Origin of the sequence: Sphingomonas sp. BK345, assembly GCF_014193845.1 — a bacterium.
Classification (GTDB): domain Bacteria; phylum Pseudomonadota; class Alphaproteobacteria; order Sphingomonadales; family Sphingomonadaceae; genus Sphingomonas.
This window is the reverse complement of sequence record NZ_JACHZX010000003.1, coordinates 362,963-380,590: the sequence shown is the minus strand read 5'-3', so window position 1 is coordinate 380,590 and position 17,628 is coordinate 362,963. Positions and strand designations below refer to the sequence as shown.

Genomic DNA, 17,628 nt, shown 5'->3' with positions numbered 1-17,628 from the left:
CCCTGGAGACGTCAAACCTTCTGCTCCCCTCGTCAGTCCGTTCCGCGGTGCTTGCCGGCGCGGGTCGCAACGGGCTGCGGGAGCCCTAACATTGGAAAGGCCTCCTATGGCTGCCAAGGCTCTGCATTTCGATGTCGGTGACTATGTCGTCTATCCCAAGCACGGGGTCGGCCGTGTGATCGAGCTGCAGAAACAGGAGATCGCGGGCATGCAGCTGGAGCTGTACGTGCTGCGGTTCGAGAAGGAGCGCATGACGCTGCGCGTCCCCACCAACAAGGCCGAGTCGGTCGGCATGCGCAAGCTGTCATCGGACAAGACGATGCGCGAGGCGATGGAGACGCTGAAGGGCAAGCCCAAGGTCAAGCGCACGATGTGGTCGCGCCGCGCGCAGGAATATGAGGCGAAGATCAACTCGGGCGACCTCGTCTCGATCGCCGAGGTGGTGCGCGACCTGTTCCGCGCCGACGACCAGCCCGAGCAGAGCTATTCCGAGCGCCAGATCTTCGAGGGCGCGTGCAGCCGCCTCGCCCGCGAGCTCGCCGCGATGGAGCAGATCGACGAGCCGGCGGCGCAAGAGAAGATCCTCGAGATCCTGCGCAAGGCCGCGGCGATCTACAACAAGGACAAGGTGCCGGCGTAAACCGGCGCATCGGGTCGATGAGAGAGGGGCGGTCCGCGGGCCGCCCCTTTTCGTTTGCGCGTCCCGCCGCTGTGTATTAGTGGTGCAATACACGTTGGGGAGAAGAGGACATGCGCGCGATCATCGCCGCCGCACTGCTGCCGCTGGCGGCCTGCGGCAACAGCTTCACGCAGGACGATAGCCCCGGCATCCCGGGCACGGGCAGCGGCAACCAGCGCAGCTTCCAGGCCGCCGGCTTCGACTCGGTCGAGCTCGCGGGAAGCGACGATGTCAGCGTGCGCGTCGGCGGCGGCTTCGCCGTCACCGCCGAAGGCGACGCCGAGGCGCTCGACAAGCTCAAGATCACGCACGACGGCAACACGCTGCGGGTGTCGCGCCGCAACGGCCGCTCGCGCGGGCACGCGCGCGTGACGGTGACGATGCCCGCGATCACGGGCGCGATCCTGGCGGGCTCGGGCAATCTCTCGGTCGATCGCGTCGAGGCGCGCGCGTTCAAGGCGAAGCTGGCGGGCTCGGGCAATCTCACCGTGGCGGCGCTCCGCACCGACGCGGCCGACGTCTCGATCGCCGGCTCCGGCAACGCCGCCCTCACCGGCCGCTCGGGCACGCTCGACCTGTCGATCGCCGGCTCGGGCAGCGCCACGCTGGCCGGCGAGAGCGATCGCCTCGAGGTGTCGATCGCTGGTTCGGGCGATGTGGCCGGCGAGCGGCTGGTCGCCAAGGCCGCCGACATCAAGGTGATGGGCTCGGGCAGCGTCCGCGCGACGGTCGACGGCCGGGCAGAGGTGATGGCGATGGGGTCGGGCGACGTCGACCTCGGCGCGCGGGCGCGCTGCTCGGTGCGCAAGATGGGCTCGGGCAGCGTGCGGTGCGGCGGCTGATCCTCGTCGCGGCCTTGCTCGCTACCGCGCCGGCGAGCGCGGCGGAGCGGCGCTGGCCGGTCGCCACGGTCGAGCGGCTGCGGGTGGAGACCCCCGCGACGGTGCGGGTCGTTACCGAAGGACCGGGCGGAGCGGGCACGGGCGTCAGCGCGAGCGCGGCCGATCCAGCGGCCCTCGACGCGCTGAAGGTGGAGCCGAGCGGGGGCACGCTGGTGCTGCGCGGCGGGCCAGCGAGCGCGGGCGCGGTGGTGACGGTGGTCGCGCCGCGGCTCGCCGGAGTCGCGGTCTACACGCCCGCGCGCGTTACGGTCGCGGCGATGCGCGGCGAGCGGGTCGGACTGTCGGCCGCGGCGGGCTCGATCGACGTGGCCGCGGTCGAGGCGGTAGCGCTCAGCGCGACGTTGGCGGGCGACGCGACGATCACGCTGGCGGGCCGAGCGCCCGACGCGACGCTGGTCGCCAATGGTACCGGCACGATCGACGCGCGCGCGCTGGCGACGCAGCGGCTGACGGTGCGCGGCGCGGGCGACTCGATCGTACGCGCCGCCGCGTCACAGGCGGCGACCGTGGTGGCCATCCAGAACGCGCAGATCAGTGTCGCCGGGCACCAGCGGTGCAACGTACGTGCCGTCGCGCCGGCGACGGTGGCGTGCGCGCGCTGAGGTGCTGCTGCTGAGTGAGGAGTCCCTCCTCCACCGTCGTCCCGGACTTGATCCGGGATCCATCCATCCGCGAGAGCAACGGCTGCGGCGCTCGCGGCACCATCAATCCCGGATCAAGTCCGGGATGACGGGAAGGGAAACACGGGCCTTCTGCCGACCCACGCCACGACGCGACGCCCCCTCACCAGATCCGCACGCGGTCCTTCGGCGCGACATATTGCTTCTGCGACGGGTCGATCTTCCACGCGGCATACCAGGCGTCGACGTTGCGCAGCGGGTTGACCGCGCGGATCTGCCCCGGCGAATGCGGGTCGCTGACCAGCTGCTGGCGCAGCGCCTCGTCGCGGAAGAGCGTCCGCCACACCTGCCCCCAGCCCAGAAAGAAGCGCTGGTCGCCGGTGAAGCCATCGATCACCGGCGCGCGCTTGCCGCCGAGCGAGGCGTGATAGGCGTCGAGCGAGATCAGCACGCCGCCGAGGTCGCCGATATTCTCACCCATCGAGGCGCGCCCGTTGATGTGGACGCCGGGCAGGCCGGGGAAGCTATAGGCCTCGTACTGCGCGCCGAGCCGCGCCGCCTGCGCCTCGAACTTGGTCGCGTCCTCGGCGGTCCACCAGTCGCGCAGCACGCCGCGGCCGTCCGACTTGCGGCCCTGGTCGTCGAAGCCGTGGCTGATCTCGTGGCCGATCACGCCGCCGATGCCGCCATAGTTGATCGCGTCGTCGGCCTGGGGGTCGAAGAAGGGCGGCTGGAGGATCGCCGCGGGGAAGACGATCTCGTTCTTCACCGAGCTGTAGTAGGCGTTGACCGTCTGCGGCGTCATGCCCCACTCGGCCTTGTCGACCGGGCGCGCGATGCGGGCGCGGTCATAGTCCCACTCGAAGCGGGTCGCGCGCTCGGCGTTGCCGACGAGGTCGCCCGCGCGCACTTCCAGCCCGGTATAGTCGCGCCACTTCGAGGGGTAGCCGACCTTGACGGTGAAGCCCTGGAGCTTGTCGAGCGCCTGAGTCTTCGTCGCGGGGCTCATCCACGCCAGGTTCTTGATCCGCCCGGCGAGCGCGACGCGCAGGTTGCCGACCAGTGTGTCCATCTTCGCCTTCGACTCGGGCGGGAAGTAGAGCGCGACATAGTCGCGGCCGATGCCCTCGCCGATGGCGTTCTCGGTGAAGCCCACTGCGCGCTTCCAGCGCTCGCGCTGCTGCGGCTGGCCGTTGAGGAACTTGGAGCGGAAGTCGAACTCGGCGTCGACGAAGCGGCGCGACAGCAGCGGCGCGACGTCGTCGGCGGTGCGGAACGCCGCCCAGGCCTTGAGCGTGGCGAGATCGGTCGCGGCGAACAGAGCGGCGATCTTGGGGAATGCGGTGTTCTGCGCGACGATCGCGCGGTCCGCCGCGGCGAGCCCGGCGGCCTGCCAGTAAGCGTCCCACGGAAAGCCCGGCGCCTGCGCCTTCAGCTCGGCGAGCGTCATCGGATTGTAGGTCTTGTCGCGGTCGCGGCTCTCGGCGCGGGTCCAGTGCGCCTGGGCGAGCTTGGTCTCCATGTCGACCACGCGCTCCGCCGCCGCGGCGGCGTCGGGCCAGTTCGCCATCGTCAGCATCTGCGCGACATATTGGCGGTAGCGCGCCACCTGCGGCGCGAACTTCGGGTCGAGGTACAGCTCGCGGTCGCCCAGGCCGAGCCCCGACTGGCGCAGGTAGAGCGCGTAGACCTCGGGCCGCCTGGCGTCGTCGCTCACCCCGGCGCTGACGAAGCTGGCGCCGAAGCCGCCGACCGAACGCCCCATCAGCCGCGCGATATCGTCCTTGCTCGCCGCCGCCGCGATCGGGCGCAACCGCTCGGCCAGCGGCGCGGCGTCGGCGCGCTCGGCTGCGGCGGTGTCCATGAAGCCGGTGTAGAGCAGCGCCGCCTTGGCGCGGTCGGGATGCGCGGTGTCGCTCGCGCTATAGCCGGTGATCAGCGCGCGCAGCCGCTGCTCGGACAATTCGCGCAGCACCGCGAAGGCGCCGTAGGAGGAGCGGTCCGCCGGGATCTGCGTGCGCGCCACCCAGGCGCCGTTGACGAAGCGGAACCAGTCGTCGCCGGGGCGGACGCTGCGGTCCATGCCGGTGAGATCGAAACCCCAGCTGCCGTAGCGCGTCGCGCCCGAGTCGGGCGCCGCGGCGGCGGTGGGCGCGGGCTGCTGGTCGCGGCTCAGCGCGGGGGCGGCGAGGACGAGGCCGGCGGTCGCCGCCAGCAGCACGCTCTTCAGGGTCACGGGATCGTCTCCGGGCAGAATAGTAACTTTTGGTATGAGGAGGCGGTGGCACGTGCCGTCGGGGGAGGCAATAGGCCAGCGCTGCTGACGGGCTCGCATCGGCCGTGCTGGGCCGGCGAACGCTTCCCTTCTCGCGCGACGCGGTTAAGGCGGTGGCGCTCGGGCGACCGGAGTGCGTTGCCAGCACCGCTTCGTGCGCGGCGCTGGGTTCCTGCGTGCGCAGGAACACGGTCGGTTCACGGGTGCTCGTGCGCACGCAGGAGCCCAGGGCCGCTGGCGCGACATGGGCGGCGTAGAACTCCGTGCGCCTGATAAATGGTCATGACAGTGAGATTGCCCGACCCATGTCCCCCCGCCGCCTGATCGCCCCGCTGCTCGCCGCGCTCGCGCTGGCCGCACCGGCCGCGCCCACCGCCGCGCGCGACCGCGGCGCGGTGCGCCCGCAGCCGCCCGCGCGGCTGCTCAACGCGGTGGAGGCGCTCGGCCAGCGCTTTCCCGGCGCGGTCGGCATCTCGGTGCGCGACGTCGACCGCGGCTGGACCGTCTCGTGGCAGGGCGGCGCGCGACGGCCGCAGCAGAGCGTGAGCAAATTGTGGGTCGCGCTCGCCACCTTCGACGCGATCGACCGCGGCGCGCTCAGCCTGCGCAGGACCGTGACGGTGCGCCGCGCCGACCTCACCTTGTTCCACCAGCCGATCCGCGCGCGCGTCGGCGCGGGCGGGCTGCGCCTCACGATCGCCGGCCTGCTCGACTGCGCGCTGACGCGCAGCGACAACACCTGCAACGACGTGCTGCTGCGCCAGGTCGGCGGCCCCGCCGCGGTACGGCGTACGCTGGCGCGCAAGGGGATCAGCGGCGTCACCTTCGGCCCCGGCGAGCGGCTGCTCCAGGCGCGCACCGCCGGGCTAACGTGGCGCGATTCGTGGGCGGGCGGCGACGGCTTCCTGCGCGCGCGCGCGCGGCTGAGCCTCGCCGCGCGGCGCCGCGCGCTCGACCGCTATGTCGCCAGCCCGCTCGACGGCGCCTCGGCCGACGGCGTCACGCTCGGGCTGTCGCGGCTCGCGCAGGGGCGGCTGCTGAGCCGGGCGTCGACCGCGCGGATGCTGGCGCTGATGCGCGCGAGCCGTACCGGCCCGCTGCGGCTGCGCTCGGGACTGGGGCGCGGCTGGACGCTCGCGCACAAGACCGGCACCGGGCAGGAGCTGGCGGGCACCGCGACGGGCACCAACGACGTCGGGCTGCTCACCGCGCCCGACGGGCATCGCTACGCGGTGGCGGTGCTGATCGCGCGGACGCACGCCCCGCTGCGCGCGCGGCTGCGACTGATGGGCGACGTCACGCGCGCGGTGGTGCGCGCGCACGGCTGAGCCGGCGGATTGATCCGAGTCACTGGCGTTGAGCCGAAATCCGGCGCAGCCTGCGACATCATCGTCCGGAGACCTGCCGCATGCGTCCTGCCCTGATCGCGCTCTCTCTCGCCCTGCTCGCGCCGCTGGCGCTGACCGCCGCCGCACCCAAGGCGTCGCTCGACCCGCGCACCGCGCTCTACGAGCTGCGCACCTATTATCCCGCGCCCGGCAAACTGGCGGCGCTCAACACGCGCTTCCGTGAGCACACGCTCGGCATTTTCAAGCGCCACGGCATGACCAACGTGGCTTATTGGAACGAGCTGCCCAGCGCCGACTATCCCGAGGGGCGCGTCGTCTACGTGCTCGCCTATCCCGATCGTGCCGCGCGCGACGCCGACTGGAAGGCGTTCGGCGCCGACCCCGAGTGGCAGAAGGTCGCCGCGGCGAGCGAGGTCAACGGCAAGATCGTGACCAAGGTCGACAGCGTGTTCATGACGATGACCGATTATTCGCCGCCGCTGCGGCTGAAGTGAAGGTCATCCTTCCCGCATCGCTGGGAGGGGGACCAGCCGCAGGCTGGTGGAGGGGGATTTCCGCTGACGCTGCGCTTCGTGGAGAGCCCCCTCCACCACTCGCCTTCGGCGAGCGGTCCCCCTCACCGCGGTGCGGGGAGGATCTCGCCGCGGCCGCCGCTATCGCGCGTCACGGCACCGCATCGCGCCTCGTTCGTTGTGCCCCCGCATCCAGCAGGAGACATACGCATGGCCGACACCGCCACCACGTCGAACAAGAAGACCGCGCTCACCGACTCGCTCAAGACGCATTTCGGCGGCGACGCGCCGCTGACCGAGAAGGCGCGCGGCTTCGCCAAGGAGCGGCCGTGGACCAGCGCGGCCTTCGTCGGCGTCGCCGCGCTCGCGGTGCTCAACACGCTGCGCGGCAGGGGCTGAACGCGCAAGGCGGCCGCGGCGCTCAGTTCGCCGCGGTCGCCGTGCCCGCGGGTGAGTCGGCCGCGACCGGCAGCCACACCGCGCTCGCCGCGTCCCCGCCCCAGCGCACCGTCTGCGTCGCCTTCACATAGTCGCGTGGGCGCGCGTCCATGATCGACGGGACCCAGCTCTGCGGGTTGCGATCGTAGAGCGGGAACAGCGACGACTGCACCTGCACCATGATGCGATGGCCCGGCAGGAAGACGTGGTCCACGTTGGGTAGCGACCAGTCGAATTTGTAGGTCTTGCCCGGCGTCAGCGCGGCGGGTGTGGCGAAGCCGTCCACGTAGCGGCCGCGGAAGATCTCGATGCCGAGCGCGAGCTGATAGCCCGCCATCGCCGGATCGGCGCTGTTCTCTTCCGGGTAGACGTCGATCAGCTTGACCACGAAGTCGCCGTCGCGCCCGGTCGTCGCGGCGCGGAGGTCGACCTTGGGCGCGCCCTTGATGTGGACCGGGCGGTCGAGCACCGCGCCGGTATAGCTCAGCACGTCGGGGCGGCCGTCGACGAAGCGCTGGTCATGGACCAGCCAGGTGCGCCACTCTTCGCCCTGCATGTGGATCGGCCGCGGCAGCATCGGCACCGGCTTGGCCGGGTCCGAGACATAGCTGTCGCTTCCGGCCGCGGGCTTCTGCCACGACAGCGACGCGCCGCCGGCGAGATACAGTGGCCTGTACTGGCCGGCGGGCCAGCGCGGCGACACCTCCCAGCGGTCCTCGCCGGTGGCGTAGGTGAGCACCGGCGGCGTGTCGCACGGCGCCGGCTCGGTCTTGAGGTGGCAGTCGAGAAACGGCTTCATCCAGCGCGTGCGGAACTGGTGGCCGGTGTCGCCCTCCCACTTCAGCGGGCCGAGCTCACGCGCCTCATAGTTGACCTGCGAGTGGCGCCACGGCCCAATCACCAGGCTGACGAGCCGGTTGTCGGGATCCTGCCCCTCCAGTGCCTGGTAGACCGCGGGGGCGCCGTAGCTGTCTTCCTGATCCCACTGACCGACGACGAGCATGGTCGGCACGGTCAGCTTGCGGGCGCCGAGCAGCTTGTCGACCGCCTGTCCCTGCCACCACGAATCATAGCTCGGGTGCTCAAGCACCTTGCGCACCACCGGCAGGTCGAGCAGCCCGTAATGGCGCGCGTAATCGCCCGCCGAGCCGGCGGCGAGATAGGCGGCATATTCGTCGCCGCCGCCCTTCGGCACCGCGCCGCCCCCGGTCTTGACCGTCTGCGACAGGTCATAGTCGAAGCCGAAGGTGCGGAAGGCGCCGTTGTGGAACCAGTCGTCGCCCATCCAGCCGTCGACCATCGGGCTCTGCGGCACCGCCGCCTTGAGCGCGGGGTGCGGATCGATCAGCGCCATCAGCGAGGTGAAGCCCAGGTACGACGAGCCGGTGATGCCGACCTTGCCGTTGCTCTCGCGCACGTTCTTCACCAGCCAGTCGATCGTGTCATAGGCGTCGGTGGCGTGATCGACGTTGGTGGGGTTGAGCGGCCCGCGCAGCGGGCGGTTCATCACGTAATCGCCCTCGGACTTCCCCAGCCCGCGGACGTCCTGGTAGACGCGGATGTAACCGTCGTCGACGAACTCGGCGTCGGCGACGGGCAAAATTTCCTCGATCCGCTGGCTGCGGTTGCGGCTGGTCGCCTTGTCGGCGTCATAGGGCGTGCGGCTGAGCAGGATCGGCGCGTCATGCGCGCCCTTGCGATAGACGATCACGGTGTACAGCCGCGTGCCGTCGCGCATCGGCACCATCTCGGTGCGGCGGACGTAATCGGCCTCGGGACGGACCCAGTCGTAGCCCGCGACCTGCTCGTTCGCCATCGTATCGGTGGGCGCGCGCTGCGCGCTCAGTGCCGCCGGCAGCGCGGCGGCGAGCAGGAACGGGGCGGCGCGGCGGGCGAACGGGAGGCAGCGGGTCATGACGCCTGAGGTGCCGGGACGCTCGCGCGCGGTCAAGCGCGACGCGCTCCCCTTGGCAGCCCCGCACGACCTGCTATTCGTCGCGAAGAGACAATAGGTTGCGGCATGCACGTCCCCGATCCTCCTGTGCCCGCCGTCACCGCGCTGGGTGACTATGACTGGGCATCGACCCCGCTCGGCGCACCCGAGGGCTGGAGCCCGGCGCTCCGCGCCGCGGTGGCCGAGTCGCTCGCCGGCCCCCCGCCGGGGCATCCCCCCGCTCCCAGCGCCGCCGCGGCGCTCGACGCGCTGTTCGACGCCGCGCCGCTCGGGCTCGGCATCTGGGACCGCGAGATGCGCTTCGTCCGCGTCAACGCCAGTCTCGCGCAGATGAACGGCCTGCCGCCCGAGGCGCATATCGGCTTTACCCCGCGCGAGCTGCTGCCCGACATCGCCGGGATCGATGCGCTGATGGAGCGCTGGCGCGCGATCATCGCCACGGGCGAGCCGTGGCTCGACGTCGAGGTCCACGGCGGCACCCCGGCCAATAGCGACAAGCAGCGCAGCTGGCGCGAGCATTTCTTCCCGATCCGCAGCGGCGACGAGGTCGTCGGCATCGGCGCGGTGGTGGAGGAGACGACCGAGCGCGACCGGGTCGAGGCCGCGCTGCGCGCGAGCGAGGCGCGCTTCCGCGAATTCGCCGAGGCCTCGTCTGACGTGCTGTGGCTATTCGACATCGACAGCGCGCGCTTCGCCTATCTCAGCCCGGCGCTGCGCAAGCTGTACGGGGTCGGCGTGGCGAGCGGGCGCGGCGCACCGCTGAGCTTCGACTGGCAGACCGCGATCATCGCGGAAGATCGCGAGCTCGCCGCCACCACGCTGCGTCGCGTCCGCCAGGGCGAACGCGTCACGCACGATTTCCGCGCGCGCATCCCCGGCAGCGGCAAGGTGCGCTGGCTCAAGAACACCGCTTTCCCGCTGCGCGAGCCCGACGGCCGCGTCAGCCATATCGGCGGCATCGCGCAGGACGTCACCGAGGAGCGCGACACCGCGGCGCGGCTGCAGATGCTGATCGGCGAGCTGCAGCACCGCACGCGCAACCTGATGGGCGTGATCCAGGCAGTGGCGGAGAGCACGCTGGAGGCGAGCGCTGACCTCGCCGACTTCGAACGCGCCTTCTCGGCGCGGCTCGACGCGCTGTCACGCGTGCAGCAACTGCTGTCGCGGATCGAGGGGCTGGAACGGGTCGGCTTCGATCAGCTGCTGCGCAGCGAGCTCGCCGCCTTCGGTGCGCTACCGGACGAGGACGCACGCGTGTCGCTCGCCGGGCCGCGCGGCATCCCGCTGCGCTCGGGCGGGATCCAGACGCTCGCGCTGGCGCTGCACGAGCTGATCACCAACTCGCTCAAATATGGCGCGCTGAGCCAGCCCGGCGCGACGCTGTCGGTGCGCTGGGCGCTGCTGCCGGTCGCGGCGGGCGAGCGGCCGCGGCTCCGCTTCGACTGGGAGGAGCGCGGCGTCATCATGCCGGTGCGCGGCGACTCGCCCGAGCGCGTCGGCCAGGGGCGCGACCTGATCGAGCGCGCGGTACCCTATCAGCTCGAGGCGACGGTCGACTACGCCCTCACCGCCGACGGCGTGCGCTGCGCGATGGTGCTGCCGGTATCGCAGACGCTGGCGCGCGGCGCCGCGGCGTGACCGCGCTCGCCGGCCTGCGCGTGCTGGTGGTGGAGGACGAATATCTGCTCGCGCGCCAGCTGGAGCGCGCGCTCCAGCGCGACGGCGCCGAGGTGGTCGCGGTGGCGCCCTCGGTCGCGGCGGCCTTGGCGGCACTCGCTGCGGGCGCGCTGCCCGATGTCGCGGTGCTCGACCTCAATCTCGCCGGCGAGAAGGCCTATCCGGTCGCCGCCGCGCTGCGCGCCGCCGCGGTGCCCTTCGCCTTCGCCAGCGGCTATGACGCGGACGATCGCGACCCGGCCTTCGCCGACGCCCCCCACCTCAACAAGCCGCTGACGATGGCGACGCTGCGACGCTGCCTCGAGCGGCTGACGGGACGCGCGCCAGGATGAGCCGAGCCCGGAGACGATGATGATCGACGACCGACTGACGCGCCGCACCCTGCTCGGCGCCGCCACTTCAGCCGCGCTGCCCCGCGCCGCGCTGGCCGCCCCCGCCGCGACCCGCGCGCTCTACGCGGGGGGCTACAACAAGGAGGGCGGCGCGGGGCTGCTGCCGCTCGACTATGCCCCTGCCGCGGGCGCCTGGCGCGCGCACGCGGCGGTGGCCGCCGCCCCTGACGCCTCCTGGGGCGTGCACCACCCGCGACTCGGGCTGCACTATCTGGTGCAGGAGGGCAGCGCCGGGAAGGTCGCGGTCCTCCGCCAGCGCGGGGGCGCGTGGCAGCGGCTCGCGCTGGTCGACTCGGGCGGCGCGGACCCGTGCCATCTCGCGCTGAGCGTCGACGGCGGCGCGCTGGCGGTGGCCAATTACAGCAGCGGCAGCGTCGCGCTGATCGCGCTCGACCCGCGCACGGGACTGCCGCGCGCGGCGGCGCAGGTAGTGGCGCATCGCGGGCGCGGGCCGGACGCAGAGCGCCAAGCCGCGCCGCACGCGCATTGGGTCGGCTTCAGCCCGGACCGGCAGTGGCTGTGGTCGGTCGATCTCGGCGCCGACACGATCTTCGCGCACCGGCTCGACGCCGCCGGCACGCGGCTGGGCGAGACCCGTCCCGCCTATCGCGCCGTTGCGGGCAGCGGCCCGCGCCACCTCGCCTTCCACCCGCGGCTGCCGCTCGCCTATCTCGTCGCCGAGCTCGACAATAGCGTGACGGTGCTGCGCCGCGGCGCCGACTCCCGCTTCACCGCGCTGGCGCGCCACTCGACGCTGCCGGCGGGCTTCGCGGGCAAGAGCCAGGCCGGCGCGATCGCGATCGACCCGCGCGGGCGCTGGCTCTACGCCTCCAACCGCGGCGCCGACAGCGTCGCGGTCTACGCCATCGCCGCAGACGGCGCGCTCACCCCGATCCAGCATATCGCGGGCGGCGGGCGCTGGCCGCGCCACCTGCGCGTGCTCGACTCACGCCTGCTCGTCGCCAATGAGCGCAGCGGCACGATCGACGGCTTCTCGGTAGGCCGTGACGGGCGGCTGGCACCCTTCGGCGCGGCGGCGCGCGCGCCCGGCGTTGCGTTCATCGGCGAGGTGTGAGGGGCCGACGTGGTCGGTGTGCCGCGTGATGCGGGGCTGACGCGCGAGGCACCTATCCTGCGACCTGGTTCGTCACGCCGTGCTCCATTCGGGAAACATCGTGCAGCGCATGCTGCGCGTCGTTTCCTCGCGGAAGCATGGATCCCGGGTCAAGCCCGGGATGACGGCAAAGCCTCAGGCGGGGTGAGGCGCTCTCCTCCCCAACGGGGCCGAACGCGTCCTCACCCCGCCTCGGCGAGCAGTCCCTTGGCCTGTGCCCCGGTCCAGTCGAGGTCGCCGGTCACGCGCCAGACCTCCTTGCCCGCGGCGTCGTAGAGGATCGTCGTCGGCAGGTTGGCGCCGTAGGCGGTGCTCAGCGCCAGCTTCTCGTCGAGGAACGGCTCCAGCCTGGTGAATCCGCGCGCCTTGAGGAAGTCCTTCGCCTTGGCGGGCTCCATGTCCTGGCTCACCGCGACGACGCGCACCTTGCCGGCGAGCGCCCCCGCCGCGGCGTCCAGCGTCGGCATTTCCTTGACGCAGGGCGCGCACCAGGTCGCCCACAGGTTCACCAGCAGCGGCTTGCCGCCGCCCAGCGCGGCCAGCGTCGTGGGCGCCCCCGCCAGCGTGGTGAAGCCGGCGTTCGGGGCGGCCTCGCCCTTGTGGCTGCGATCGACCTTGTCCGGCCGCGCCGCGCCGGTGGCGGGCACCTCGTCTGCGCTCGCGCCGGCGGTGGCGTTGCCCGCCGCCGCGGCTTGCCCGTCGCTTCCCGAGCCCTTATCGCACGCGCTGACCGCCAGCGCGGCGCCGAGGAGACAGACGATCGCGACACGCGAGACCATGAGCGGTTCCAACCAGATGTGGGGCGGGCGGTTCGCCGAGGGTCCGGCCGCCGTCATGCGCGAGATAAACGCCTCCATCCCCTTCGACAAGCGGATGTGGCGCCAGGACGTAGCGGGCAGCCGCGCGCATGCCGCGATGCTGGGCGCGCAGGGGATCGTCTCCGCCGAGGATGCCGTCGCGATCGACGCGGGGCTGGCGCAGGTGGCCGAGCGCTACGAGGCCGAGGGCGTGCCCGACGATCTCGCGATGGAGGACATCCATATGCTGAGCGAGGCGCGGCTCGGCGAGGTGATCGGCGGCGCGGCGGGGCGGCTCCACACCGCGCGCAGCCGCAACGACCAGGTCGCGACCGACTTCCGCCTGTGGGTGCGCGACGCGACCGACCAGGTCGTCGCCGCGCTCGACCGGCTCGACGACGCGCTGCTCGCGCGGGCGGAGGACCATGCCGCCAGCGTGATGCCGGGCTTCACCCACCTCCAGTCGGCGCAGCCGGTGACGCTCGGCCACCACCTGATGGCCTATCACGAGATGGTGCGGCGCGACCGCTCGCGCTTCACCGACAATCGCGCGCGCGCCAACCTCTGCCCGCTCGGCGCCGCGGCGCTGGCGGGCACCGGATTCGCGATCGACCGCGACGCCACCGCGCGCGCGCTCGGCTTCGACGCCCCGACGCGCAACAGCCTCGACTCGGTCAGCGACCGCGACTTCGCGCTCGATTACCTGATGGCGGCGAGCCAGTGCGCGCTCCATCTGTCGCGGCTCGCGGAGGAGTTCGTGCTGTGGGCGTCACAGCCCTTCGCCTTCGTGGCGCTGTCGGACCAATGGTCGACCGGCAGCTCGATCATGCCGCAGAAGCGCAACCCCGACGCCGCCGAGCTGGTGCGCGGGCACAGCGGGCGCATCACCGGCTGCCTGGTGAGCCTGATGGTCACGATGAAGGGGCTGCCGCTCGCTTATTCCAAGGACATGCAGGACGATAAGCCGCCGGTGTTCGAGGCGCACGACCTGCTCGCGCTGTCGCTGGCGGCGATGACCGGGATGGTGGAAAGCGCCACCTTTCGCACCGAGCGGATGCGCCAGGTGTCCGAGAGCGGCTTCGCCACCGCGACCGACCTCGCCGACTGGCTGGTGCGCGAGGCCGACGTGCCGTTCCGCGAGGCGCACCATATCACCGGCCGCGCGGTGGCGCGCGCCGAGGCGCTGGGCTGCACGCTCGACCGCGTGCCGCTCATGGAGCTGCAGGCGATCGACCCGCGCATCACCGACGCGGTGTATGACGTGCTGTCGGTCGACGCCTCGGTGGCGAGCCGGCGCAGCTTCGGCGGGACCGCGCCCGACAATGTCCGCGCCGCGATCGCCGCCGCGCGCGCGGAGCGGGCGGGAGAGGTGGCATGACGAGGCACCGATCACTCGTCGCGCTCGCGTGGGCGACCGTGCTGGCGGGGTGCGGCTCGACCCAGGCGCTCAAACCGGCGCCGGGCACGCCGCTGCCGGTGGCGCCTTATGGCGCCGCCGCGACCCCCGGGATCAACGACCTGCTCACCCCCAGCGTCCAGGCGCGCCCGCGCCGCACCGGCGAGGTGCTCACCCGCTCGCAGGAGCGCCAGAGCGACGAGTACGATCTGCCGCCGCGGTGAGGGCGCGGCGGCATGGGTCTGGAGCTCTCCACCTACACGCCGGAACTTGTTTCGGGATCCACTGGCCCGCATACGCCGCCGCCGAAGGTTGTGCGGCACCGTGGATCCCGAAAGGAGTTCGGGATGACGCCAGGAGATGGGCGGGTGGCGGGAGCGATAACCTGCACCGTATGTGTCACGCCGACGCGCGAACCACGTTAGAAGAGATCCGATGGACCATTTTCACTATCGCGACGGAGAATTGTGGTGCGAGGGCGTGCCGCTCGCGCGCATCGCCGCGGACGTCGGCACCCCGGTCTACGTCTATTCCGCCAACGCCTTCCGCGACCATGCGCGCGCGTTCCGCGCCGGCTTGGCCGGCGTGCGTGACGCGCATCTCGCCTATGCGATCAAGGCCAACCCCAACGTCGCGGTGCTGCGCCTGCTCGCCGCCGAGGGCTATGGCGCCGACGTCGTCTCCGGCGGCGAGCTGGCGCGCGCGCTCGCGGCGGGGATGCCGGCCGACTCGGTAGTCTTCTCCGGCGTGGGCAAGACCGAGGCGGAGCTGGTGCGCGGGCTCGACGCCGGGATCGGCCAGTTCAACCTCGAGCTGGAGGAGGAGGGCGAGGCGCTCGCCCGGCTCGCCGCGGCACGGGGGATAACCGCGCGCGCGGTGCTGCGCGTCAACCCCGACGTCGACGCCGGCACCCACGCCAAGATTTCGACCGGGCGCAAGGAGAACAAGTTCGGCGTGCCGATCGACCAGGCGCCGGCGATGTTCGCGCGGCTGGCGGAGCTACCCGGCCTGTCGCTCGAGGGCGTCGCGATCCATATCGGCAGCCAGCTGTTCGACCTCGCCCCCCTCGAGGCGGCCTACCACCGCGTTGGCGAGCTGGTGGCCACCCTGCGCGCCGCCGGCCACCGCGTCACGCGAGTCGATCTCGGCGGCGGGCTCGGCGTCCGCTACAAGGAGGGCGACACGCCGCGCTCCCCGGCTGACTATGGCGCGATGGTCGAGCGCGTCACGCGCGACTGGGACGTCACGCTGATGTTCGAGCCCGGGCGTGTGATCGCCGCCAACGCGGGGGTGCTGCTCACCCGCGTGATCTGGGTGAAGCCTGGCGTGGTGAACCCCTATGTCATCGTCGACGCCGCGATGAACGACCTGGCGCGGCCCGCGCTCTACGACGCGTGGCACGACTTCGATCCGGTGGTGCCGAGCGGCGAGCGGGTCACCGCCAATATCGCCGGCCCGGTGTGCGAGACCGGCGACACCTTCGCCATGGCGCGCGAGATCGACCGCGTCGCCAAGGGCGACCTTGCGGTGTTCCGCAGCGCCGGCGCCTATGGCGCGACGATGGCCTCGACCTACAACAGCCGCGCGCTGGTGCCCGAGGTGCTGGTCGACGGCGACCGCTTCGCGGTGGTGGCGGACCGGATCGCGGCGGAGACGATCCTCGCCGCCGAGCGGGTGCCCGAGTGGCTGTGAGCCGGTGAGCGACTCGCGCGAGGTCGAAGCGGCGCTGCCGAGCCTGCCGGTGTTCCTGCGGCTGGCGGGACGGCCCGTGATCCTGGTCGGCGCGGGCGAGCCCGCCGCGGCAAAGCGTCGGCTGCTCGAGCGTGCCGGCGCGGTGATCGTCGGCGAGGACAATGGCGCGGCACGGCTCGCCGTGGTGGCGGACGACGAGGCGGCGGTGGCGCGGCTCAAGGCCCGCGGCGTGCTGGTCAACGCGGTCGACCGGCCGGAGCTGTGCGACTTCACCCTGCCCGCGATCGTCGACCGCGCGCCGGTGCTGGTCGCGATCGGCAGCGCGGGCGTATCGGCGGGGCTGGCCGCGGCGCTGCGCCAGCGGCTCGAGGCGCTGCTGCCCGCGACGCTCGGCCGGCTCGCCGAGGCGCTCCACGCCGCGCGGCCCACGCTTCGCATCGCGCTGCCCGACATGGGCGAGCGGCGCCGCGCGATCGGCGCCGCACTCGCGCCCGGCGGCGCGCTCGACCCGCTCGGCGCGCCCGCGCTCGACGATGTCGCCGGCGCGGTGATCGCGGCGCAGCCCGCCACCGGCCTCGCCCGCCTCCGCCTACGTTCGCACGACCCGGACGAACTGACGCTGCGCCAGGCCCGGCTGCTCGCCGCGGCCGACGTGGTGACGCATCGCGCCGACGTTCCGCCCGCGATCCTCGATCGCGCGCGCGCGGACGCCGAGCGGGTCGAGTGCGCCGCGCCGCCGCTCGCCCCCGCGACCGGGTTGGTGGTCGATCTCGCGATGGAGGAGGACCGATGAGCGGCACCGCCTGGCGGCTCACCGGCGAGGGCAAGGTCGAGGAGATATCGGTGAAGGGCGCGCTCGGCTGCGGCGCGCCGTTCGTGTGGGTTCACCTCACCACCAACGCCGAGCACGCGCAGACGTGGCTGCGCGACGAGGCCGGCCTGCCGCCCTATATCGTCGATTCGCTCACCGCCGCCGAGACGCGCCCGCGCGCCGACAAGCTGGCCGACGCCGCCTTCGTCAACCTGCGCGGACGCACCGACGAGGAGCTGGACGGCTCCGACATGCTGGCCTCGATCCGCATCTGGGCGGCGAAGGGACGGGTCGTCAGCGTCTCGCGCAAGCATCTGGTCGCGCTCGACGAGGTGGTGACGCAGATGCGCGGCGGCGCGATCCGCGACCCGGGCGACCTGATCGCCGCCTTCGCCACCGAGATCACCGAGGACCTCGATCCCGTGGTCGGCGATCTCGGCGACTGGCTGGACGATTGCGAGCAGAGGCTCGCCGCCGAGCATATCTTCGAGCTGCGCCGAGGGGTCACCAAGGTGCGGTCGGAGGCGATCAACTACCGCCGCTTCCTCGCGCCCCAGCGCGCCGCGCTGGAGAAACTGGCGACCCTGCCGGGCGACTGGCTCGCCGAGGACGATCGCGCGCACCTCTCCGCCGCGGCCGACCGTGCGGCGCGCATGGCGGAGGAGGTGGAGGCGATCCGCGAGCGCGCCGCGCTGGTGCACGAGGCGCTGACCGACCTGCGCGCCGAGCAGCTCGACCAGCGCGGGCTGGTGATCGCGATCGCGGCGATGGTGTTCCTGCCGTTGACGTTCATCACCGGTCTGTACGGTATGAATGTCGAGGGGCTGCCCTATGCCAAGGAGCCTTGGGCGTTCGACGCGATCATGGGCGTCTGCGCGCTGATCGCGGCGGGGACGGTGATCTATTTCCTGCGGCGGCACTGGTTCCGCTGAGCGTAGGCGGGGGCATTGCCCTTCATCGCTCCCCCGATCGTTGCCGTGCTCCTGCGCACGCAGGAGCCCAGAGCCGCGAGCGCCATCA

At 72.4% G+C, this 17,628-nt stretch carries 17 protein-coding genes; 14 read left to right on the top strand and 3 right to left on the bottom strand.

The window, feature by feature from the left end; translation table 11 throughout:
- Positions 1-106 precede the first annotated feature (106 nt).
- The 3 genes from FHY03_RS11220 to FHY03_RS11210 all read left to right on the top strand — a co-directional run bounded on the left by FHY03_RS11220 (position 107) and on the right by FHY03_RS11210 (position 2,183).
- Positions 107-640 (top strand): CarD family transcriptional regulator, encoded by a 534-nt coding sequence (locus tag FHY03_RS11220; RefSeq protein WP_132908544.1) that lies wholly within the window; start codon positions 107-109, stop codon positions 638-640.
- A 110-nt stretch (positions 641-750) separates the two neighbouring features.
- On the top strand, positions 751-1,521 hold the full coding sequence (locus FHY03_RS11215) for a head GIN domain-containing protein (RefSeq protein WP_183930802.1): 771 nt from the start codon (positions 751-753) through the stop codon (positions 1,519-1,521).
- Complete coding sequence (locus tag FHY03_RS11210; protein WP_183930800.1) at positions 1,509-2,183, top strand: GIN domain-containing protein; 675 nt, start codon at positions 1,509-1,511, stop codon at positions 2,181-2,183. The genes FHY03_RS11215 and FHY03_RS11210 overlap by 13 nt, the downstream gene beginning before the upstream one ends.
- A 181-nt stretch (positions 2,184-2,364) precedes the next feature.
- On the opposite strand, the gene FHY03_RS11205 is transcribed toward FHY03_RS11210, so the two are convergent.
- Complete coding sequence (locus FHY03_RS11205; RefSeq protein ID WP_183930798.1) at positions 2,365-4,437, bottom strand: M13-type metalloendopeptidase; 2,073 nt, start codon at positions 4,435-4,437, stop codon at positions 2,365-2,367.
- Between the two features lie 344 nt (positions 4,438-4,781).
- Between FHY03_RS11205 and FHY03_RS11200 the strand changes: the two genes are divergently transcribed.
- The 3 genes from FHY03_RS11200 to FHY03_RS11190 all read left to right on the top strand — a co-directional run bounded on the left by FHY03_RS11200 (position 4,782) and on the right by FHY03_RS11190 (position 6,736).
- Positions 4,782-5,804, top strand: coding sequence for a serine hydrolase (locus FHY03_RS11200; protein ID WP_183930796.1), 1,023 nt, complete (start codon positions 4,782-4,784; stop codon positions 5,802-5,804).
- 80 nt (positions 5,805-5,884) lie between these two features.
- Positions 5,885-6,319 carry an NIPSNAP family protein gene (locus FHY03_RS11195; protein WP_183922250.1) on the top strand — a complete coding sequence of 145 codons (435 nt, stop codon included), beginning with the start codon at positions 5,885-5,887 and terminating at the stop codon, positions 6,317-6,319.
- Between the two features lie 228 nt (positions 6,320-6,547).
- Positions 6,548-6,736 (top strand): hypothetical protein, encoded by a 189-nt coding sequence (locus tag FHY03_RS11190; protein ID WP_132908595.1) that lies wholly within the window; start codon positions 6,548-6,550, stop codon positions 6,734-6,736.
- 22 nt (positions 6,737-6,758) lie between these two features.
- Here the strand turns inward: FHY03_RS11190 and FHY03_RS11185 are convergent, their stop codons facing one another.
- Complete coding sequence (locus FHY03_RS11185) at positions 6,759-8,690, bottom strand: CocE/NonD family hydrolase (protein WP_183930794.1); 1,932 nt, start codon at positions 8,688-8,690, stop codon at positions 6,759-6,761.
- Positions 8,691-8,795: 105 nt separating this feature from the next.
- Between FHY03_RS11185 and FHY03_RS11180 the strand changes: the two genes are divergently transcribed.
- Genes FHY03_RS11180 through FHY03_RS11170 form a run of 3 tightly spaced genes read left to right on the top strand, consistent with a single transcriptional unit; the run spans position 8,796 to position 11,873 of the window.
- Positions 8,796-10,367, top strand: a complete 1,572-nt coding sequence (locus FHY03_RS11180; protein WP_183922264.1) for a sensor histidine kinase — start codon at positions 8,796-8,798, stop codon at positions 10,365-10,367.
- A complete protein-coding gene (locus tag FHY03_RS11175) occupies positions 10,364-10,738 on the top strand; it encodes a response regulator (RefSeq protein ID WP_221190127.1) in 375 nt (124 codons plus the stop codon). Before FHY03_RS11180 ends, FHY03_RS11175 begins: the two co-directional genes overlap by 4 nt.
- A 19-nt stretch (positions 10,739-10,757) precedes the next feature.
- Positions 10,758-11,873: a lactonase family protein gene (locus FHY03_RS11170; RefSeq protein WP_183930792.1), complete on the top strand. Its 1,116-nt coding sequence runs from the start codon at positions 10,758-10,760 to the stop codon at positions 11,871-11,873.
- A gap of 221 nt (positions 11,874-12,094) precedes the next feature.
- On the opposite strand, the gene FHY03_RS11165 is transcribed toward FHY03_RS11170, so the two are convergent.
- Positions 12,095-12,691: a TlpA disulfide reductase family protein gene (locus tag FHY03_RS11165; RefSeq protein WP_183930790.1), complete on the bottom strand. Its 597-nt coding sequence runs from the start codon at positions 12,689-12,691 to the stop codon at positions 12,095-12,097.
- Between the two features lie 16 nt (positions 12,692-12,707).
- On the opposite strand from FHY03_RS11165, the gene argH reads away from it, so the two are divergent.
- The 5 genes from argH to FHY03_RS11140 all read left to right on the top strand — a co-directional run bounded on the left by argH (position 12,708) and on the right by FHY03_RS11140 (position 17,540).
- Entirely contained in the window at positions 12,708-14,087 is a 1,380-nt protein-coding gene (gene argH / locus FHY03_RS11160) for an argininosuccinate lyase (protein WP_183931339.1), read from the top strand.
- A complete protein-coding gene (locus tag FHY03_RS11155) occupies positions 14,084-14,329 on the top strand; it encodes a hypothetical protein (RefSeq protein WP_183922270.1) in 246 nt (81 codons plus the stop codon). Before argH ends, FHY03_RS11155 begins: the two co-directional genes overlap by 4 nt.
- A 211-nt stretch (positions 14,330-14,540) precedes the next feature.
- Positions 14,541-15,797, top strand: coding sequence for a diaminopimelate decarboxylase (lysA, locus tag FHY03_RS11150; protein ID WP_183930788.1), 1,257 nt, complete (start codon positions 14,541-14,543; stop codon positions 15,795-15,797).
- A gap of 34 nt (positions 15,798-15,831) precedes the next feature.
- Complete coding sequence (locus FHY03_RS11145; protein WP_183922934.1) at positions 15,832-16,590, top strand: bifunctional precorrin-2 dehydrogenase/sirohydrochlorin ferrochelatase; 759 nt, start codon at positions 15,832-15,834, stop codon at positions 16,588-16,590.
- On the top strand, positions 16,587-17,540 hold the full coding sequence (locus FHY03_RS11140) for a zinc transporter ZntB (protein WP_183922274.1): 954 nt from the start codon (positions 16,587-16,589) through the stop codon (positions 17,538-17,540). Before FHY03_RS11145 ends, FHY03_RS11140 begins: the two co-directional genes overlap by 4 nt.
- Positions 17,541-17,628: the final 88 nt, after the last annotated feature.